Genomic DNA, 21,289 nt, shown 5'->3' on the forward strand with positions numbered 1-21,289 from the left:
AATAATTATCAGTGAAAATGACACATGTGTCAATTATTAAGAAACAAACATGCCATGGCTAATAATTTCCTTTATCGATTGAACCCATTCTGAATGAGGAATACCGAAATGGTTAGGTATCGCCACTGATTGAAAGATAAATCCCAGCATTAATCCATTGGCAAGGTGAGGCTGTAATTTGGATTCGTCCTTTCCAAGCTGGATAAAGCTTTGCAGGTAGCCATACATATCGATATGGAGTTTGTCTAAAGCTTGTTTATTCTTCTTTACGCTTTCATTTGTACCCGTTGGAATTTGAGCACTCATTCCAATAAAGCGGTGAATCTCACTTTTCTTTAGGATAATATCTAAAAGATAATCAAACTGAGCATCAAAACCTGAATACTGTTCAATTTTTCTTAGTTCAACCAAAAATTGATTCATTTCATGAATCATGTAGTCAGTTACTAATTCTTCTTTATTCGTATAGTACTTATAGATGGTTCCTCTTGATACATCTAAATGTTCTGCCAAAAGACTGAAGGAAAATCCTTCATACCCATGAAGCAGCAGCAGCTCTTTTGTAACATGAAATAACTCTTCTTTTGAAAACTTCCGTTCACGTGCCATATACTCACCTCAGTACTTATTATAACATTATACCAATTGAGCTAAAATTTTATCATCCTGTTTATTATTTATTGCAGGATGAGTTACTTCTATGAGTATCTCTTAAACCATTAAAATGATTGACTGAATGGGTTAATTAATATTATTATGGATTCAACATTACCAAAATATAACCAATAGTTTATACAGAAACATTGAAATTTCAATCAAAAAGTAAAATGAAATCGTATACATATACTCAATTATAAAAAGAATATCAAAAAAACGGTTGACTGAAAGCGGTTTTAGTATTAAGATGGAATCAAAGATAACCAAAAGATAACCAAAAGTTAATAAAAAACAATAGCTAAACAGATTCGTAAATATTCTTTTGTAAGGTTGTTGAAAAATTATTTAGGCAGTTATCTCTTGAAATAAATTTACCAATTAAGATTTTACTAGAATGATATCTATTAATACAGAATGGTATTCAAACTTAAGGAGGAAGAAACACATGGCAGAAGTTAGAAAAATTAAAAACTTTATTAACGGTGAATGGGTAGAAAGTAAAACAACGAAATATGAAGATGTTTATAACCCAGCTACAGGAGAAGTGATTGCCCAGGTTCCTCTATCAACAAAAGAAGATATTGATTATGCAGCTGAAGTTGCAGCAGAAGCGTTCAAAAAGTGGAGAAACGTTCCTGTTCAAAAACGTGCAAGAATCCTATTTAATTTCCAACAATTATTACAACAAAATAAAGATGAATTAGCTCGCTTAATCACAATTGAAAATGGTAAAAATACAACAGAAGCTCTAGGCGAAGTTGGCCGTGGAATTGAAAACGTTGAATTTGCAGCTGGTGCACCTGCTTTAATGATGGGCGATTCACTAACTAACATTGCAACAGATGTTGAAGCAACAAACTATCGTTATCCAATCGGAGTTGTTGGTGGAATTACACCATTTAACTTTCCAATGATGGTTCCATGCTGGATGTTCCCAATGGCCATTGCAGTAGGTAATACATTTGTATTAAAGCCATCTGAAAGAACTCCGCTTTTAACTGAAAAGTTAGCAGACTTACTAACTGAAGCGGGGCTTCCTAAAGGTGTATTCAACGTAGTAAATGGTGCACACGATGTCGTGAACGGAATCCTTGATCACCCAGAAGTTAAGGCGATTTCATTTGTTGGTTCTAAGCCTGTCGGAGAATATGTCTATAAGCGCGGAAGTCAGAACTTAAAGCGTGTACAAGCTTTAACTGGAGCTAAAAACCACTCCATCGTTCTAAATGATGCTGATTTAGACCTTGCAACAACAAATGTTATTGCTTCTGCTTTCGGTTCAGCCGGTGAACGCTGCATGGCTTGTTCTGTTGTAACAGTAGAAGAAGGAGTAGCAGATGAGTTCCTTGATCTATTAGTTAAGAGATCGAAAGAAGTGAAAATTGGTAACGGCTTAGATGAAGGGGTATTCTTAGGCCCAGTGATCAGAGAAGAAAACAAAACACGTACACTTGGCTATATTCAAAAAGGGATTGAAGAAGGTGCAAAACTTGTTTGTGATGGCCGTGAACTTGGTGCTCCTGAAGAAGGATACTTTGTAGGACCAACTATTTTTGACGGAGTAACAACAGATATGTCAATCTGGAAAGATGAAATCTTCGCTCCGGTATTATCAATTATTCGTGTGAAAAACTTGAAAGAAGCGGTTGAAACAGCAAATGAATCAGAATTTGCAAACGGTGCATGTATCTATACATCAAATGCTTCATCAATCCGTTACTTCCGTGAAAATATTGATGCAGGTATGCTAGGAGTTAACTTAGGTGTTCCAGCTCCAATGGCATTCTTCCCATTCTCTGGCTGGAAGTCTTCATTCTTTGGAACACTTCCTGCAAACGGAAAAGACAGTGTTGAATTCTATACTCGTAAAAAAGTTGTAACAGCAAACTATAAAGCACCTAGCTTTGAATAATAACTTTTAACGTAAAAAAAAGCGGCTATTATCCTTGCAAAGTCTGCTGGGATAATAGCCATCAATAAGTGGTTGTTTAAGAATATCAACTTGTTTAAATAGTAAAATAACTATTTGTAAAATGCAAGTAAGAACCTGACTAAGATGGGCATATATGCTTAGCGTCTATAAAATAAAGAAATATCATCCAAATGACAGGAGGAGATTACATAGTGAGTAAATTGCTCCGCAAACCCAATACAGTAGAATCTGCAGCTGGATTTACAGTTGTCCACGAGTTTACATCCGAAAATTCACCATTAGAGTACGTCGGCTTTAAAGTGGTTGATTTAGCTCCTGATGCTGTATATAAAGAAGAATTAGGAAAGATTGAATGCTGCATTGTTGCCTTAACAGGAAAAATCACTGTGACAGACCAAGAGCAAACATTCGAAAATATCGGTACAAGAGAAAGCGTTTTCGAAAAGAAACCAACTGACAGTGTTTATGTATCAAATGACCGCACGTTCGAAGTAACTGCAGTCAGTCCTGCGCGCGTTGTTCTTTGCTACTCACCGTCAGAAAAACAGCTTCCGACAAAGCTGATTAAGGCTGAGGATGTCGGCATTGAACACAGAGGGAAGTATAATAATAAACGCATGGTTCACAATATGCTAACAGATTCAGATCCTTCTGCTAATAGTTTACTAGTTGTTGAGGTCTACACAGATGGCGGAAACTGGTCAAGCTATCCTCCGCACAAACATGATCAAGACAACCTGCCGCATGAATCATTTTTAGAAGAGACTTATTATCATGAAATGAACCCGCGTCAAGGATTTGTATTCCAACGTGTATATACAGATGATCGCTCAATAGATGAAACAATGGCTGTTGAGAACGGTGATGTAGTCGTTGTACCTGCTGGGTATCATCCTGTTGCAGTTCCTGATGGCTACGATTCCTACTATTTAAATGTAATGGCAGGACCTACGAAGATTTGGAAATTCCATAACGATCCAGCTCATGAATGGATTTTAAACCGAAAATAAATTAGAGGAGTTGTCCGGAAAATGAAAGTCGAATTTCGTACAGATAGAGAATTTGATATTATCGCGATTGGCCGTGCCTGCATGGACTTAAACGCTATTGAATATAATCGTCCGATGGAAGAAACCATGACATTTAAAAAATATGTAGGTGGTTCACCGGCGAATATTGCGATTGGAACATCTAAATTAGGCTTAAAAGCAGGCTTTATTGGAAAGCTTGCAGATGATCAGCATGGACGTTTTATTGAACAATATATGGCTGGCGTTGGTGTTGATACATCACAGATGGTAGTGGATAATGAAGGACATAAGACAGGCTTGGCTTTTACAGAAATCTTAAGCCCGCAAGAGTGCAGCATTTTAATGTATCGCGATAATGTAGCAGATCTTTATTTGGACCCGTCTGAAGTAAGCGAAGACTACATTAAAAGATCTAAGATCCTTTTAGTTTCTGGAACAGCTCTTGCAAAAAGTCCATCTCGTGAGGCGGTCTTAAAAGCTGTACAGCTTGCTAAGAAAAATGATGTAAAAGTCATTTTCGAATTAGACTACCGTGGCTACACTTGGGCTTCAAAAGAAGAAACATCTGTTTACTATACTTTGGTTGCACAACAATCAGATGTAGTAGTTGGTACTCGTGATGAATTTGATGTAATGGAAAATGTAGAAGAAGGCAATAACGACGCCACCATTGCAAGTCTTTTTAAGCATTCACCAGAATTAGTTGTTATTAAACATGGTGTTGAAGGTTCTTATGCTTATACAAAATCAGGCGAAACCTTCAGAGGTCATGCTTACTTAACAAAAGTGTTAAAAACATTCGGCGCTGGTGATTCCTATGCATCTGCTTTCCTATACGCATTAATCTCTGGTAAAGATATTGAAACCGCTCTAAAATACGGCAGTGCATCTGCAGCAATCGTTGTCAGCAAACACAGCTCTTCTGAAGCCATGCCGACTGTTGAAGAAATCGAACAATTAATTGCTGAAAGATCATAATCGGTTAGAAATCTGCTCGAGGTGAGAGAAATTATGGGGAAAATTAGATTAACAACAGCACAGGCTTTAATCAAATTTTTGAACCAGCAATATATACATGTTGATGGTGAAGAATTTCCTTTTGTAGAAGGTATCTTTAATGTATTTGGTCATGGAAACGTATTGGGAATTGGTCAAGCGCTTGAGCAAGATGCCGGTCACCTAAAAGTTATCCAAGGTAAAAACGAGCAGGGGATGGCACATGCTGCCATTGCCTACAGCAAACAAATGTTACGTCGAAATATATATGCTGTTACAACATCAGTAGGACCAGGTTCAGCAAACTTGGCAGCGGCTGCAGGAACGGCATTAGCAAACAATATCCCTGTATTATTTATCCCTGGCGATACATTTGCTACAAGACAGCCTGACCCTGTTTTGCAGCAGGTTGAACAGGAATATAGCTTAGCGGTAACAACAAACGATGCCCTAAAACCTGTTTCAAGATATTGGGATCGTATTACACGTCCTGAACAGTTAATGTCAAGCTTAATCCGTGCTTTTGAAGTCATGACAGATCCGGGCAAAGCCGGCCCTGCAACAATTTGTATTGCACAGGATGTTGAAGGGGAAGCTTACGATTATGATGAAAAGTTTTTTGCAAAACGGGTTCACTATTTAGATCGTAAATCACCAGTTGAACGTGAACTGCACGGTGCAGCTGAATTGATTAAGGCAAGCAAAAAGCCTCTCATTTTAGTTGGCGGTGGTGCAAAGTATTCTGGAGCTCGTGACATTTTAATTGCACTTTCTGAAAAACATAATATCCCGCTAGTAGAAACTCAAGCAGGGAAAGCAACTGTAGAATCTAATTTCAAAAATAATTTAGGTGGAATGGGGATTACTGGAACCCTTGCTGCCAACAAAGCAGCCCGTCAGGCTGATTTAGTAATCGGTATTGGTACAAGATACACAGACTTTGCTACTTCATCTAAAACAGCTTTCGATTTTGAACAAACAAAGTTCTTAAACATTAACATAAGCCGCCTTCAGGCATATAAATTGGATGCATTCCAAGTAGTAGCTGATGCAAAAACAACTTTAGAGCAATTGGCATCGCTATTAGATGGTTACGAAAGTGAATTTGGTAATACGATTACTGAATTGAAGGAAGAGTGGAATGCAGAGCGTGAGCGTCTAAGCGAAGTGACATTCACTCGTGAAAACTTTACTCCAGAAGTAAAAGGTCATTTCTCTCAAGAAATTCTTAATGAGTATGCGGATGCGCTTAACACAGAGTTAGCTCAAACAACAGCATTACTAGCTGTAAATGATACTGTTGCACCTGACAGTACCATTATCACTGCAGCGGGTTCTCTTCCAGGTGACGTACAGCGTATTTGGAATACAACAGTACCAAATACGTATAATGTTGAATATGGCTATTCATGCATGGGCTATGAAATTTCAGGTGCATTAGGCGTTAAATTGGCGGAGCCTGATAAAGAAGTATATTCTCTTGTAGGTGATGGAAGCTTCCTTCTTCTTCATTCAGAATTAATTACAGCTATCCAATACAATAAAAAAATCAATGTTGTCCTTTTTGATAACTCTGGGTTTGGTTGTATTAATAACCTGCAAATGGATCATGGCGGCGGAAGTTACTTCTGTGAATTCAGAACACACGATAACAAGATATTAAATATTGATTATGCAAAAGTAGCAGAAGGCTATGGTGCAAAAACATATCGTGTCAATACAATTGAACAATTGAAGGCTGCCTTAGAGGATGCGAAAAAGCAGGAAGTATCGACTTTAATTGATATTAAAGTACTTCCAAAAACAATGACAGACGGCTATGAAAGCTGGTGGAATGTCGGTGTGGCAGAAGTATCTAACAAAGAAAGCATTCAGGAAGCAAGTGAAGCAAGAAAGCAAAAATTAGAAATGGCTAAACAATATTAATAGAAACTACTATTGTGGCGAGGGTATAACAAGCCCTCGCTATTTAAAAAACGAAATTATTTATTGAAAATTTAAATTACTTTTATAGTGATTTTTAAAAAAGTAAGAGAGGTGAGGTACAAGTGACAACATCGATTTCATCAAAGTTAGTTTCTATGAAGAGAATGCTTGAAAAAGCAAAAGAGGGTAAATATGCAATTGGCGCATTTAATATTAACAACTTTCAATGGGCGGAAGCTATTTTAGAAGCAGCGCAAGAGGAGAATTCTCCTGTAATTGTTTCGTCCTCCGATCGGCTTGTAGATTACTTAGGCGGATTTAAAACAATTGCTGCAATGGTTAATAGAATAGTAGAGGAAAAGAATATTACTGTTCCTGTTGCCTTGCATTTAGACCATGGTATGTCGGTAGCACGATGTAGGGAAGCGATTGATGCAGGATATACTTCGGTTATGATTGATGGCTCACACCATTCGATTGAAGAAAACATTCTTATGACAAAGCAGGTTGTAGACTATGCCCGCCCGCATGGGGTCTCTGTTGAAGCAGAGGTTGGAACGGTAGGCGGAAATGAAGATGGTCTAATCGGCGGTATCCAATATGCAGATCCAGCGGAATGTGTACGTATTGTAAAAGAAACAGGTATTGATGCATTAGCTGCTGCACTTGGCTCTGTTCACGGACCTTACCAAGGTGAGCCGAAGCTTGGTTTTGACGAAATGAAGCAAATATCAGAGTTAACGAATATTCCGCTTGTTTTACATGGGGGCTCCGGTATACCGGATTATCAAATCCAGAAATCCATCGAGCTTGGACATGCAAAAATTAATGTGAATACTGAATGTTTACAAGCTTGGACAAAAGCAGTACGTGAAGTATTGGCAAATGACAGTAATTTATACGATGCCCGTGCAATTCTTACACCAGGTAAAGAAGCAGTTAAAGAAACAGTAAAAGCGAAAATAAAAGAGTTTAAATCAAGCAACAAAGCATAATTCAACAGGAAGGGGGTGGCTGTAATAGTCATTCCCTTTACTCAATTATCAATATTCCTTAATAATTAGGAGGGGTTACGGTGGAATTGAAGATTGGGGTTATTGGGACAGGGGCAATCGGGCAGGATCATATTCGTAGATTTACCAATAAAGTAAAGGGTGCTAAAGTCGTTGCTGTTACGGATCTTAATGCGGAGAGAGCTGAACAAATTGCTCAAGAAGTCGGTGCTAAGTTTGTCAGAACAGGCGAAGAGCTTATTAGCCTCCCTGAAGTCGATGCAGTTGTTGTTACATCATGGGATCCAACACATGAAAAATATGTATTAGAAGCGATCAATCATAACAAATATGTCTTTTGTGAAAAGCCGCTGGCTGTTGAAGCAGAAGGATGCAAAAGAATTGTCGATACAGAAGTAAAGCTCGGTAAAAGGTTGGTTCAAGTAGGGTTTATGAGAAGATATGATAGAGGCTACATGGAGTTAAAAGAAATGATCGACAGCGGTAAGCTAGGAGAGGTACTAATGCTCCACTGTGCACATCGCAATGTTTCATCAGGAGAGAACTATGATACTCCAATGGCAATAGTCAATAGTGCTGTCCATGAAATTGATGTATTACGGTGGTTATTAAATGAAGATTATGTGGCAGTACAGGTTATTATGCCAAAACGAACTTCTCATACACATGAGAAATTGCATGACCCACAAATCCTTATTTTAGAAACTGAATCAGGGATCCATATTGATGTTGAAATCTTTGTGAATTGTAATTATGGATATGATATAAAATGTGAAGTTGTATGTGTGGATGGAATGGTTTCCTTATCAAACCCGTCCTATTCTAGTGTTCGTACAGCAGGAAAAGACTATACAGGAATCCCTATGGATTGGGAACAACGATTTGAAGCGGCTTATGAACAAGAGCTTCAGCTTTGGGTTGATTCCGTAAAAGCAGATGATTTAAATGGACCAACTGCTTGGGATGGATATGTAGCATCTGTTACGACCACAGCTGGAACGTTAGCAAGAGAAACAGGAAAACGTGTAGAGATTAAAATGGATGATTGCCCAGATCTATATAAGTCTAATCTAGTAAAAGTCTAATACAATATTTAAGTCTAACGATTAACTGAAATTTATTGATAATGACAATAAAGAAAGGAGTCTATTAAAGGCGTTGATGCAGTCATTCCTGGTGGAAAGCGTCCTGAACAAATTAGTGATACTGTAAAAGCGATTGATGTTGTTATAGATGATAAAGATTTGAGAAAGATGAATGAGATATTAGCATAACAAATCCGACTTTATTTTACACTGTGGAAAGCCGGGCAATTTTCTTGCCAGGCTTTTTTTAAAATTGCCGAAAAACGGAAGTGGTTTGATGGGGGAGTTACGTTTTGCCAGGAGTAAAAATTTATTTATCGTTGTTTCATTTCTTTTGTGGTTTCCACAGTTTATGTATGTCCCGATACTGTCGCCCTATATGGAATCAATAGGGGCACAATATAGCTTTATTGGAATTGTTTTGAGCAGCTATGGGATTACCCAGCTTCTATGTCGGCTGCCAATCGGGATTTTCTCAGACCTTTTGAAACTTAGAAAACCATTTATTATATTAGGCATGTTAGCGAGTATGACCAGCTGTCTGATCTTTTTATTCACAGATAGTTTAGGGTTGATTCTGGCCGCCCGTGCTCTTGCCGGAGTTTCTGCAGCATCATGGGTCGCTTTTACAGTCCTATACCCGGGCTATTTTGCCCCTAATGAAGTCCATCGTGCCATGGGAAGTATCTCATTTATTGTTGTATTGGCACAATTTCTAGGCATGGCATTCAGCGGCTATATTGTTGAAACATGGGGATGGAAGGCGTCGTTTTGGATCGGTGTTTTATTCAGCATTTTAGGTGCCATTCTTTCTATTTTTGTATATGAGCCAAAAGATAAGATTACTAGAGAGCCTGTGAAATTAAAAGAGCTTGTGTCTGTTATGAAGGAACCTTCCTTGTTAAAAGTTGCGCTATTATCGATTATTGCCCATAGCATCATTTTTTTGACGATGTTCGGATTTACATCCAACTATGCGCTGCAAATTGGGTTTAAAACTAGTGAGCTTACATTTATCGTCTTTGCTTTTATGATTCCGCATGCCATTGCAACTCTTTTTATGGGGAAGGTGCTGGTTCCGCTTCTAGGGGAATGGAGATCGTTGAAATGGGCCTTTTCCATGGCTGCTGTTATCACTCTAGCCATCCCCCTTGTACAAACAAAAGCTTTATTCTTGTTCGTTCAAGCGATTAGCGGATTTTCACTAGGATTAATCTTTCCTTTATTGTTGGGAATGTCCATTGATAAAATCTCTCCGGAAAAAAGAGCTACTGCGATGGGAGCATATCAGGCTTTATATGCCATTGGTATTTTTGGCGGGCCTTTTTTTGCAGGTTTTTTCAATTCACTCATGGGAATTCAGGCAGGATTCTATTTTGCAGGGGTATTAGGGATGATTGCAACCGTGTTGATCATTTTTTGGAGCAGAAGTGAGGTGCGGTTAAAGGCATTGGAGAGTAAAGCTTCGGAAAGTGATTATCGTAAAGAAAACAGTATTTAAAAAAACAGCCAATTCCCTTTTTTAATGAGGAGAATTGGCTGGTGATCCATGCTGATATTTATAGTTATTCAATAAGTCAACATCCTTACTTTGCATTAATCCTTCATAGACAGCGAGACGGGCAGTTCCATATTGATTCGCAGATTTTTTATAATCAGTCACAAAAGTTGTTATTAATGTTATTAATTTTTTCATTTTAGGTATCCCCTTTTTAGTGTTTTTCGTAAATGCTTATTAAAGCTGATCCATAGTTATTCATAGATTTTACATAGTCAGCTTTAATGGTTTTCATTAAATTAGTTAACTTTTTCATCTAAGTCATATCCTTTCTGTATTTGATGTGTTTATTATCATATATTGGTTAACTTTTGGCAAAGTATTTGAAAACGTAAACAACTGTTATGAAAGCGTCCATCATAGTGTTATTACTCGTATATTCTATGTTTTTCAACGTTTTTCACTTATTTTTAATTTTTCGGGGAGGGGAATCAATGATTAAAAGAGTTGAACATGTTGGGATTATGGCAGCTGATATGGATGAGTCGATCCGATTTTATGAAACTCTTCTGGATTTTAAGATTCGAGTGAGGGTAAATAACGGACAAAAGGAGTTAGTATTTTTAACGCATGAAGGTCTGCCTGGATTCGAAATTGAACTGATTCGTGATATACAGCCAGCGGTGACGTATTCTGAAGATGGGCTGGTCAATCATTTAGCATTTGTTGTTGATGACATAGAGCATGTTATTAGCTGTCTTAAAAAGGAAGGGGTAGTCTTTCAAACAAGTAAACCCAAAAACGGTATAGGGCGAAAAACAATCCGTTTTAAAGGCCCAAATGGGGAGATATTACAATTAGTAGAAGAGCGTCAGGCTGCAAATTAAGATAAAAGAGGCTGTCCCATAGGGAAGCCTCTTTTTGTTATATCTTTAGTAGAAATTCCCGATACTTTTTAGGAGAAAAATTTGTATGACCCTTAAAGGTTGTAACAAAGTGCGAAACATTGTTAAAACCACATTTGAATGCGATTTCATTAATAGACAGATTAGAGCTAAATAGAAGCTTCTTTGCATTGTTCACTCGATAATTAATTAAATATTGATGCGGGGTGTAATTTGTTTGTTTTTTAAATAACCTTGAAAAATGAAAAGGGCTAATCTTTACATGGTTAGCAATATCGTTTAAGGTGATGTCTTCTTTATAATGACTTTCAATATATGAAATTGCATTCTTAATCGTTTCTTCAAGAGAATGATCTGCCTCGTTTGAGATCTTTTCTAACTCATACAAAATTCTATGGATCAGAATGGAGATTCTATGTTCATCTACTTTATCGGTTTCCATCATACTCAGAATTCGATCCAAAAAGTCAGGAATGTCCCGGTAGTTTTCCAGTGAAAAGACACATCCATGTTTTTGAAAAAGATAATCGAAATAGGCTCTGCTGGAATTTCCGTCGAAATGAATCCAATTAAAATTGGTTTCTTCTAACACCTTGTATAGATGGGGATTATAGCAATCAAGGAAAACAAAGGTCTTTTCATTCGCAATATATTTGTGGTTTTTGTAATGTATCTCCATTTTTCCTTTTTTAATGTACATAAATAAAAATTGTTCAAAGCGGTCCCTCTTCGTTTGGTAAAGATCAGAGCATATGTAGCTGCCAGCATTAGTAAGATAATAAAGGGCTTTTTTGGCAAAACAACTTGAAGTGTGGAAAAATGATTTTGAATCTGATAAAACGCCTAATTCCTCCATATTATCTCCTTTCAAAAGGGTGCTGAAATCACCTTAATCTATAGCAATATTTCTAAAAAAAATAACAAATTAGCAATAAAACAAAAAAATATAGCAATTTTTTTAAATAAAGCAGCAGGTTTCCTTAATGATATTATAAAGTTAGTATATTAAAATGAAATATAAATAGCAATAAACCAAAATGGTAAAATTGATAGTTTAAGTTAGAATTATATGAATATTTTTATTGGAAAGTTAAAAACGCTTTAAAACATTGATTTAAAAGGGTTTTTACGATTTTTTAATCACTAAAAAAATTATATTAAACGATAAAAGGAGAGGAACAATAGTTTCTCTCCTACAAGTCGTGGCCTCTTGACTGAAAGCGCTTTTAATATTATTATTGAATCATAGGTTATCAACAGTTAACCAAAACATAATAATAAACACGTGATGAAAATGAAGTTGAATTTGTTATAGGGAGGGAATAGTGTATCAATAACAGTGGTTTTTGTAGGTATTACTCAAAAACTACAGAGAAGTATACTTATGCGAATTTTATATTTTTTCAATAAATCATAAGTTATTCAAATAATAACCAATAGTTATACAAATTGATAGTGGAAAAGAGGGTTTTGCTATGGGGAATCAACAGATTTCATGGGGAATAGCTCCAATCGGCTGGCGCAATGACGATATTCCGGAGATCGGCGCAGAGAACACTTTGTCACATTTACTAAGTGATATTGTTGTAGCTGGATTTGAAGGAACAGAAGTAGGCGGATTCTTCCCTGAACCAAAAATATTAAACAAAGAGCTCGGGCTTCGTAATTTAAGAATAGCAGGTCAATGGTTTAGTAGTTTTATTATTCGTGATGGAGTGGAGGAAGCTTCAAAAGCATTCCATAAGCATTGCGAGTACTTGCAGGCAGTTAATGCAGCCGTAGCCGTTGTGTCTGAACAAACCTTTAGTATTCAAGGAACAAGCAAAAATGTCTTTACTGAAAAACCTTACTTCACTGATGAAGAATGGAATAAACTATGCCAAGGACTTAATGAACTTGGAAAAATCGCTGAGCAATATGGTTTGAAGCTTGTCTTCCACCACCATATGGGGACTGGTGTACAAACCTTAGAAGAGATCGATCGCCTTATGGAAAATACGGATCCAAATCATGTTCATTTACTTTATGATACAGGTCATATTTTCGTTTCTGATGGTGATTATCTGCTACTATTACATAAACATATTGATCGCATTAAACATGTTCATTTCAAGGACGTTCGTAAAAATGTAAGAGAGCAATGCGAAAAGGAAGGGAAATCATTCCTGCAGTCATTCTTAGCTGGAATGTTCACAGTTCCTGGTGATGGATATATTGATTTTACAGAAGTTTATCAGAAATTACTTGATGTTCATTATTCAGGATGGATTGTCATAGAGGCTGAGCAGGATCCTTCAGTTGCACACCCATTAGAATATGCTTTAAAAGCCCGTAAATATATTAATGAAGAACTATTAGTATTAGATAAGGAAGATGCATTAGTTGGTAGTTAATTAAAAATCTAAACCCTGGGGAGGGTAAAGCATGAGTAGTCAAGCAATTGAAAAAAAGCATGATCACAAAAAAGCTTTAAAAAAGATTACCATCATTTCGACATTCGGAGGGCTTCTCTTTGGATATGACACAGGTGTTATTAACGGAGCATTGCCATATATGGCAAGACCAGATGAGCTTAATTTAACCCCGGTTACAGAAGGTCTTGTTACAAGTTCACTCCTTTTCGGAGCAGCATTTGGTGCTGTGTTCGGCGGACGGTTAGCTGACCGTTTCGGACGCCGTAAAATGATTCTTAATCTTGCTTTTCTGTTCTTCTTAGCAGCAATTGGTTGTACTGTTGCACCATCTGCAGGAATTATGATTGTTTTCCGTTTCTTGCTAGGACTTGCTGTCGGTGCCGCATCTGTAATGGTACCAGCCTTCTTAGCAGAAATGTCCCCTGCTGAAAGGCGCGGAAGGATGGTAACTCAGAACGAATTAATGATTGTTACCGGTCAGCTGTTAGCATTTGTTTTTAACGCAATTCTAGGTACAACGTTTGGCGAAGAAGCAGCACATGTTTGGCGCTATATGTTAGTGATCGCATCACTTCCGGCAATTGTCTTATGGTTTGGAATGCTGACTGTACCAGAAAGCCCGCGTTGGCTTGCATCAAAGGGGAAAGTTGGGGATGCCCTTCGTGTCCTTAAGGAAATACGTGAAGCAAGTCGTGCTGAAGCAGAATTAAAAGAAATTCAAGATAATATTTCACAAGAGTCTGGAATTAAACAAGCTACTTTTAGTGATTTAAATGTACCTTGGGTCCGCCGCATTGTAATGATTGGAATCGGTATCGCGATCGTACAACAAATTACTGGTGTTAACTCGATTATGTACTACGGTACACAAATTCTTCAACAATCTGGTTTCTCAACCGATGCAGCGCTTGTTGGTAACATTGCTAATGGTGTTATATCAGTATTGGCTACATTTGTAGGTATTTGGCTTTTAGGTAAAGTTGGTCGTCGCCCAATGCTTATTGTTGGATTAGCAGGAACTACGACAGCATTGACTTTAATTGGAGTATTCTCATTTGTACTAGATGGCACGGCAGCGTTACCGTTTGCTGTACTAGCTATGACAGTTACTTTCCTTGCTTTCCAACAAGGTGCAATCTCACCGGTAACATGGTTAATGCTTTCAGAAATCTTCCCGCTTAAGTTGCGCGGACTAGGAATGGGTGTAACGGTATTTTGTTTATGGATTGTAAACTTCCTAGTTGGATTATCATTCCCGATTTTATTGAGCGCGGTAGGATTATCTGCAACGTTCTTCATTTTCGCAGTACTAGGAATTGGGGCTATTACATTTGTAAATAAATTCTTACCAGAAACAAAAGGTAAGTCACTTGAGCAGTTAGAGGCTTATTTCCGTGAACACAAGAAACCGGAAAATAGAAAAGTAGTTAACCAATAATCTATAAATATTCAATATTTAAATTATTGTAAGCGTTCGAACCCGCTGGGCTATTTTAAAAAGGAAAAATATTCAATAAAGTAGTCCGGAATTTGAATAAAAGTTTCTTAATAGGAGGAAAATGTCATGACTTTAGGATTTGGTGTAGTTGGAACAGGTGCAATTGGTAGAGAGCATATTAATAGAATTTCAAATAAATTATCCGGTGGAAAAATTGTTGCTGTAACAGACGTTAATCAGGAGTCAGCAAAACAAACCGTTGAACAATATGGATTAGATGCAGTGGTATATCCAGATGATAAAGCATTGATTGCAGATCCAAATGTAGATGTTGTACTAGTAACAAGCTGGGGACCTGCCCATGAAGCAACAGTTGTAGCGGCTGTTGAAGCAGGAAAATATGTATTCTGTGAAAAGCCTCTTGCTACAACTGCAGAAGGTTGTATGCGAATTGTTCAAGCAGAAATGAAGCAAGGCAAAAAGTTAGTTCAAGTTGGATTTATGCGTCGTTATGACACTGGCTATGTTGCATTAAAACAAGCAATTGATAAAGGTGAAATTGGTCAGCCGCTAATGGTTCGTGCCGTACACCGCAACCCAGAAGTCAGCGAAGCTTATGTTACGGAAATGGCTGTAGTAGATACATTAATCCATGAAATTGATGTTCTTCACTGGTTGGTAAATGATGATTATAAATCAGTACAGGTTGTTTTCCCAAGAAAAACAAAATATTCACATGGTAAATTACAAGATCCACAATTATTTACAATCGAAACAAACAGCGGCATTGTAATGAATGTTGAAGTATTTGTAAATTGTAAATATGGCTACGACATCCAATGTGAAGTAATTGGTGAAGATGGTGTTGCTTATTTACCAGAGTTCCCAAGTGTTGTTACACGCAAAGATGCTAAGTTAAGCTCAAATATCCTAATGGACTGGAAATACCGTTTCATGGATGCATACGATATTGAAATTCAAGACTTCATGGACTCAATCAATAAAAAAGGCGAGCCACAAGGACCTACATCATGGGATGGCTACATTGCAGCCGTAACAGCAGATGCATGTGTAAAAGCACAGCAAACAGGTCAAAAAGAAGCAATTACACTTGAAGAAAGACCAGTATTCTATAGTGAAAATGCTGTTCTTGAGACAGTTTAAGAGTTTATAAAGCAGAAACGGGGCTGTCTTATGGGATAGCCTCATGTAAGAAAGGGGTAAATAAAATTGCGTTTGGCATATGATCCGTCACATTTTCGTGATAATACGAATTTAAAAGATACAATCGATACAGTTGCTAGATTAGGTTATGAATGGGTAGAGTTTTCTCCACGGAAAGATTTTATTTGGTTTTATGAATATCCAAAAGTAGATAAGCAGCTGATAAAGGATTTAAAAAGGTATTGCAGTGATGCCGGTGTTAAAATTTCTTCTATTCTTCCGGTGCAGCAATGGTCATCACCAGATGAAGACGAACGCCAGGCTGCAGTGAGAAACTGGGAGCGATGCATCGAGATTACTTCTGAATTGGAAGTAGACTTGATGAATACTGAATTCAGTGGTGACAAGAGCCGTCCGGTTGCAAGTGAAGCAGCCTTTCTTAAATCAATGGACGAGCTAATGCCAATTTTTGAAGAGGAAGGCATTAAACTCAATTTACAATCACATCCTAATGATTTTATTGAGCTGAACATTGAAGCAGTCCGCATGATTCGTGCATTAGATAAGGATTGGATTAAGTTAGTCTATTCAGTACCACATGCATTCTATTATGATAACGGCATTGGAGATGTAGCGAAACACATCGATGAAGCAGGAGATTTACTTGCACATGTTCTGATTGCGGATACATGGAATCATAAAGCAGCATTTGGATTACGCTATATTATTAATCCGCCTGATGCAAATGTAACGATCCACCAGCACATGAATCCTGGTGATGGGGAAGTAGATTTCGATACTTTATATCGGAAATTAAGAGAAACGAAATTTGACGGTATTGTCACAAATGCTGTATTTCATTATCCCGACCGCCCTGAATGGTCAAATGAAGTCACGTTAAAATCAATTAAAGAAGGTCTAAATATATAAAGTTGGTTAAGTTAGCTTAGCAGGAGGAAAAACCGATGAAACTATCATTTAACGAAGGAACAACATGGGAAAGTGCATCCCTTCAACAAAACTTGGATCTTTGTGAAAAGTACGGTTATGATTATATTGAAATTCGTACGATTGACCAGTTAATCGACTATTTAAAAGAAAATACTCTAGATGATTTAAAAGAATATTTTGAAACTCATTATATCAAGCCGCTTTCTTTAAATGCTTTGTGCTTTTTTAATAACCGTACAAAAGAAGACGAGGAAAAGGTTATTGAAGAATTCAAGGAATACTTAGAGATCTGTAAAAAAATAAATTGTGAATATATTTGCGTGGTGCCTTCTAATATTGATGTAACGGAAAAAGGAAAAACATTAACAGAAGAAGTAAATGCCAGCTGTGTTCGTGTCCTAAGACAACTATCTGACTTAGCAGAGCCTTACGGAGTGAAGATTGCCATTGAATTTATCGGAATTCCGCAAAATACAGTGAATACATTCGCACAGGCATTCGATATTGTAAAGCAAGTGGATAGAGATAATGTTGGTCTTGTGTATGATACATTCCAATTCACTGGTATGGGATCAAGATTTGAAGATGTGACAGACGATGCAGCAGAAAAAATCTTTATTTTCCATATCAATGATGTAGACGGATTCCCTGTTGGCCAAATGCATGATACAAATCGAGTATGGCCGGGTCATGGTGTTATTGATTTAGAAGCTCATTTAAAGAGATTGAAAGAATTAAACTACAATTTTGCAGCATCCGTTGAGTTATTCAGACCTGAATATTATGAAATGGATCCTGAAGAAGTTATTAAAAAGGCAAAAGAAACAACTTTGGAAGTATTGGAAAAGTATTATAAATAATTGGCGAGTAGAGAGCAGTTCTTTCTTAATGAACTGCTCTCTTTTTTTATGCAGCAAAGTTGAATAAATCTATTAAAAGTGATTGACTGAAAGCGCTTTTAATATTATGATTTTAATAGAAATTTATCATAATATACCCAAAAGTTAACATAATGTTTTCCTTGCAAATTTATTTTTTTGTAATCTTTTAACAACTTTAGGGTAATTGTTTCTGCTATAGAAAAAAGGAGGATCAGGATGAGTGATATTAGAGTAGGTATTGTTGGATTAGGGAGATTAGGAAAAACGCATGCCATTAATCTAGCTGAAAATGTTCCTGGAGCAAAACTTGTAGCTGCCTGCAGCTATGTTGAAGAAGAATTAGAATATGCTAAAAGAGAACTAGGTGTAACAGAAACATATATATCCTATGAAGAAATGGTAGAAAGTCCAAATCTTGATGCTGTATGCATCGTATCGCCATCCGGCTACCATCCAGAGCAGATTCGTCTAGCAATGGAAAAGGGGCTCCATGTATTCAGCGAGAAGCCAATTGGCTTAGATATTGAGGATATCAAAAGAACAATGGAAGTCATTCATGCTCATCCTGATCAGGTTTTCCAACTGGGATTTATGAGACGATATGATGAATCCTATCAATATGCTAAAAAAATGGTGGATGAGGGAACGTTGGGCGAATTAACAGTCATTCGCTGCTACGGGATTGACCCTAGTTCAGGGATGGAAGGCTTCGTAAAATTTGCCCGTTCAAGCAACAGCGGCGGTCTATTTTCAGATATGTCTATCCATGATATTGACTTAGTGAGATGGTTCTCGAAAAAAGAAGTCAGCCGTGTGTGGGCTATGGGAAAAAATGCTGCTTATCCTGAGTTAGATGATTTGAATGAATTAGAAACTGGCGCTGCTATGATGCAATTAGATGATAAAACAATGGCCATCTTGGTTGCAGGAAGAAATGCAGCGCATGGCTATCACGTGGAAACAGAATTAATCGGTACAAAGGGAATGCTTAGAGTAGCAGCTGCTCCAGAGAAAAATCTAGTAACTATTTTTGACGAAAATGGTGTAGTAAGACCGACTTCACAGAACTTTCCTGAACGTTTTAAGGATGCGTTTGTGAACGAAATGAGAGAATTTATCTCATGTATTAAAGAAAAACGCCAACCTGAAGTAGGTGCAATTGATGGTCTGCAAAGTACTAGAGTAGCTATTGCATGCCAACAATCTGTTGAAGCTAATCAAATTGTTGAAGTTGAATATAAGTGATTGATAGTTTAGAAGAGTACCGATGTAATTATTAATGTTCGATTTTCGGGAGGAATTAAACAATGACAGCAGAAGTAAAAATTAAGTTTGGTTGTGCCCCAATTGCTTGGACTAATGATGATATGCCTGAATTAGGCAGTGAAAATAGTTTTGAACAATGTATTAGTGAAATGGCGTTAGCCGGCTATACAGGAACGGAAATTGGAAATAAGTATCCACGTCATCCGGAAACGTTAAAGAGATATTTAGATATTAGAGGACTTCAAGTAGTAAGTGCATGGTTTAGTTCGTTTCTAACCACAAAGCCGTTTGAAGAAACAAAGCAGGCATTTATTGAACACCGCGACTTCTTACATGCAATGGGAGCAAAGGTTATTGTTGTTTCTGAGCAAGGGCATAGTGTGCAAGGGCAGATGGAAACACCTGTATTTAAAGAAAAACCGGTGTTTACTGACTCTGAGTGGGATTTATTAACGCAAGGTTTAGAAGCTCTTGGGGAGTTAGCTAGTGAAAAGGGAATGGCAATTGTTTACCATCACCATATGGGTACTGGTGTGCAAACAACTGCGGAAATTGACCGTTTAATGGAAAATACTTCTCCTGAAAAAGTATCGCTATTATTTGATACTGGTCACCTAGTATTTTCGGGTGAAAACCCAATTGAAATCTATAAAAAGTATCAATCCCGTATTAAACATATTCACTTTAAGGATATTCGTGAAGCAGTTGCTAATGGGGTTAAGGACAATCAGGATAGTTTTCTTGTAGGTGTTAAAAAAGGTGTGTTTACTGTGCCTGGTGACGGTATGATTGATTTCGATCCAATTATGAAAGAGATTATTGAAAGCGAATATGGAGGCTGGATTGTTGTGGAAGCAGAGCAGGATCCTGCAAAAGCAAATCCTTTTGAATATGCATTGAAGGCAAGAAAATATATTGATCGTTTGCTGCAGCAGAAGGAATTAATATAAAAATAAAAGGATGTCTCTAATCTGAGACATCCTTTTATTTTAGCTCTTATTTTTAAATAAAAATTCTCTATATTTTTTAGGTGTAAAATCAGTATGGTTTTTAAATGTAGTGACAAAGTGAGGGCCGCTGTAAAAACCACACTCAAGGGCGATTTCGTTTACTGAGAGGTTTGTACTGAATAAAAGCTTTTTTGCTTTGTGCACACGAAATTTAATTAAATACTGATGCGGTGTAAGATTAGTATGTTTTTTAAACACCCTTGAGAAGTGATAGGGGCTTAACTTTACATAGTCAGCAATATTATTTAAATCGATTTCCTCGTTATAATGATCCTCAATAAATGAAATTGCCTTCTTAATTGTTTCTTCAATACTGTAATCCGCTTGATTTGTGACTTTTTCCAATTCATAAAGAATTTGATGAATAATTAGGGAGGTTCCGTGTTCATCCACTTTTTCTTCTTCCATCATACTCAATATTTTAGTCATGCATTTAGGGATTTCCCAGTTGTTCTCTAATGAGAAGACAAAACCCTTTTTTTGAAGAAAATACTCAAAATACTCTTTACTGACATTTCCATTAAAATGAATCCAATTAAAATTAGTTTCTTCTAATGTCTTGTATAGATGGGGGTTGAAACAATCTAGGAAAATAAAAGTATTATCTTCAGCAATCATTTGCTGGTTTTTATATTTAACTTCCATTTTGCCTTTTAGTATATGAATAAATACAAATTGTTGTAGATGGTCTCTTCTTGTCTCATAGTAGCTGGAGCAGATAAAACTGCCGGCACTTAAGGGATGATAGAGGGCCTGTTTAGCAAAATAACTAGGTGTATGGAAAAACGATTTAGATCCTGGTAAAACTCCTTTTTCCTCCAATTTTTCATTCCTCCTAAATAGAATTGTTCGCCCTTTTTGGTAAAAGTGAAGTCAAAATAATGAATAAAAAGGTAAAAATTTGATATTTATAGCTTAAATAGCAATTTTTTATAAAAAAACAGCATCTATTTATAATTGTATTTTACTTTGAGTATATTATTATATTAATCAAATAGCAATTATTTATAAACAATAGAATTAATGATTATAAAATTAATTAAATATTTCAATTAGGGAAGGAACTTAATGTTTCTTCCCTGGTAATCGTGGAAATTTTTAATAATTTTCTATTGACCGAA

General features: G+C 36.8%; 19 protein-coding genes. 15 read left to right on the forward strand and 4 right to left on the reverse strand.

Annotated features, from left to right (window positions below; all coding sequences use genetic code 11):
* Nucleotides 1-36 precede the first annotated feature (36 nt).
* Nucleotides 37-609 carry a TetR/AcrR family transcriptional regulator gene (locus R4Z09_RS01205; RefSeq protein ID WP_338450605.1) on the reverse strand — a complete coding sequence of 191 codons (573 nt, stop codon included), beginning with the start codon at nt 607-609 and terminating at the stop codon, nt 37-39.
* A gap of 493 nt (nt 610-1,102) precedes the next feature.
* Between R4Z09_RS01205 and iolA the strand changes: the two genes are divergently transcribed.
* From iolA to R4Z09_RS01240, 7 genes are all read left to right on the forward strand, one after another.
* Nucleotides 1,103-2,569, forward strand: coding sequence for a methylmalonate-semialdehyde dehydrogenase (gene iolA / locus R4Z09_RS01210; RefSeq protein WP_338450606.1), 1,467 nt, complete (start codon nt 1,103-1,105; stop codon nt 2,567-2,569).
* Nucleotides 2,570-2,781: 212 nt separating this feature from the next.
* A complete protein-coding gene (gene iolB, locus R4Z09_RS01215) occupies nt 2,782-3,600 on the forward strand; it encodes a 5-deoxy-glucuronate isomerase (RefSeq protein ID WP_338450607.1) in 819 nt (272 codons plus the stop codon).
* A gap of 21 nt (nt 3,601-3,621) precedes the next feature.
* A complete protein-coding gene (gene iolC, locus R4Z09_RS01220; protein ID WP_338450608.1) occupies nt 3,622-4,599 on the forward strand; it encodes a 5-dehydro-2-deoxygluconokinase in 978 nt (325 codons plus the stop codon).
* A gap of 33 nt (nt 4,600-4,632) precedes the next feature.
* Nucleotides 4,633-6,543 (forward strand): 3D-(3,5/4)-trihydroxycyclohexane-1,2-dione acylhydrolase (decyclizing), encoded by a 1,911-nt coding sequence (iolD, locus tag R4Z09_RS01225; RefSeq protein ID WP_338450609.1) that lies wholly within the window; start codon nt 4,633-4,635, stop codon nt 6,541-6,543.
* A 155-nt stretch (nt 6,544-6,698) separates the two neighbouring features.
* A complete protein-coding gene (gene fba, locus R4Z09_RS01230) occupies nt 6,699-7,538 on the forward strand; it encodes a class II fructose-1,6-bisphosphate aldolase (protein WP_338453173.1) in 840 nt (279 codons plus the stop codon).
* 80 nt (nt 7,539-7,618) lie between these two features.
* Entirely contained in the window at nt 7,619-8,641 is a 1,023-nt protein-coding gene (locus tag R4Z09_RS01235) for a Gfo/Idh/MocA family oxidoreductase (protein ID WP_338450610.1), read from the forward strand.
* A gap of 277 nt (nt 8,642-8,918) precedes the next feature.
* The gene (locus tag R4Z09_RS01240; RefSeq protein WP_338450611.1) at nt 8,919-10,142 is read left to right on the forward strand and encodes an MFS transporter; all 1,224 of its coding nucleotides are present in this window, start codon (nt 8,919-8,921) and stop codon (nt 10,140-10,142) included.
* Nucleotides 10,143-10,163: 21 nt separating this feature from the next.
* Here R4Z09_RS01240 and R4Z09_RS01245 read toward each other — a convergent pair whose 3' ends face one another.
* Nucleotides 10,164-10,337 (reverse strand): hypothetical protein, encoded by a 174-nt coding sequence (locus R4Z09_RS01245; RefSeq protein ID WP_338450612.1) that lies wholly within the window; start codon nt 10,335-10,337, stop codon nt 10,164-10,166.
* 296 nt (nt 10,338-10,633) lie between these two features.
* Between R4Z09_RS01245 and R4Z09_RS01250 the strand changes: the two genes are divergently transcribed.
* Nucleotides 10,634-11,026, forward strand: coding sequence for a VOC family protein (locus R4Z09_RS01250; protein WP_338450613.1), 393 nt, complete (start codon nt 10,634-10,636; stop codon nt 11,024-11,026).
* A 37-nt stretch (nt 11,027-11,063) separates the two neighbouring features.
* Here R4Z09_RS01250 and R4Z09_RS01255 read toward each other — a convergent pair whose 3' ends face one another.
* Complete coding sequence (locus R4Z09_RS01255; RefSeq protein ID WP_338450614.1) at nt 11,064-11,900, reverse strand: AraC family transcriptional regulator; 837 nt, start codon at nt 11,898-11,900, stop codon at nt 11,064-11,066.
* Nucleotides 11,901-12,519: 619 nt separating this feature from the next.
* Between R4Z09_RS01255 and iolE (R4Z09_RS01260) the strand changes: the two genes are divergently transcribed.
* The 7 genes from iolE (R4Z09_RS01260) (at nt 12,520) to iolE (R4Z09_RS01290) (ending at nt 20,108) form a co-directional block, all read left to right on the forward strand.
* The gene (gene iolE / locus R4Z09_RS01260; protein ID WP_338450615.1) at nt 12,520-13,437 is read left to right on the forward strand and encodes a myo-inosose-2 dehydratase; all 918 of its coding nucleotides are present in this window, start codon (nt 12,520-12,522) and stop codon (nt 13,435-13,437) included.
* A 31-nt stretch (nt 13,438-13,468) separates the two neighbouring features.
* On the forward strand, nt 13,469-14,896 hold the full coding sequence (locus R4Z09_RS01265) for a sugar porter family MFS transporter (protein ID WP_338450616.1): 1,428 nt from the start codon (nt 13,469-13,471) through the stop codon (nt 14,894-14,896).
* A 126-nt stretch (nt 14,897-15,022) separates the two neighbouring features.
* Complete coding sequence (locus tag R4Z09_RS01270; protein WP_338450617.1) at nt 15,023-16,060, forward strand: Gfo/Idh/MocA family oxidoreductase; 1,038 nt, start codon at nt 15,023-15,025, stop codon at nt 16,058-16,060.
* Nucleotides 16,061-16,126: 66 nt separating this feature from the next.
* Nucleotides 16,127-16,990 carry a sugar phosphate isomerase/epimerase gene (locus R4Z09_RS01275; protein ID WP_338450618.1) on the forward strand — a complete coding sequence of 288 codons (864 nt, stop codon included), beginning with the start codon at nt 16,127-16,129 and terminating at the stop codon, nt 16,988-16,990.
* A 35-nt stretch (nt 16,991-17,025) separates the two neighbouring features.
* Nucleotides 17,026-17,871: a sugar phosphate isomerase/epimerase gene (locus R4Z09_RS01280; RefSeq protein WP_338450619.1), complete on the forward strand. Its 846-nt coding sequence runs from the start codon at nt 17,026-17,028 to the stop codon at nt 17,869-17,871.
* A 237-nt stretch (nt 17,872-18,108) separates the two neighbouring features.
* Nucleotides 18,109-19,137 (forward strand): inositol 2-dehydrogenase, encoded by a 1,029-nt coding sequence (gene iolG, locus R4Z09_RS01285; protein WP_338450620.1) that lies wholly within the window; start codon nt 18,109-18,111, stop codon nt 19,135-19,137.
* 62 nt (nt 19,138-19,199) lie between these two features.
* Nucleotides 19,200-20,108 (forward strand): myo-inosose-2 dehydratase, encoded by a 909-nt coding sequence (iolE, locus tag R4Z09_RS01290; RefSeq protein ID WP_338450621.1) that lies wholly within the window; start codon nt 19,200-19,202, stop codon nt 20,106-20,108.
* Between the two features lie 39 nt (nt 20,109-20,147).
* Here iolE (R4Z09_RS01290) and R4Z09_RS01295 read toward each other — a convergent pair whose 3' ends face one another.
* Nucleotides 20,148-20,990, reverse strand: coding sequence for an AraC family transcriptional regulator (locus tag R4Z09_RS01295; protein ID WP_338450622.1), 843 nt, complete (start codon nt 20,988-20,990; stop codon nt 20,148-20,150).
* Nucleotides 20,991-21,289: the final 299 nt, after the last annotated feature.

Source organism: Niallia oryzisoli (genome assembly GCF_036670025.1).
GTDB lineage: Bacteria > Bacillota > Bacilli > Bacillales > Cytobacillaceae > Bacillus_BD > Bacillus_BD oryzisoli.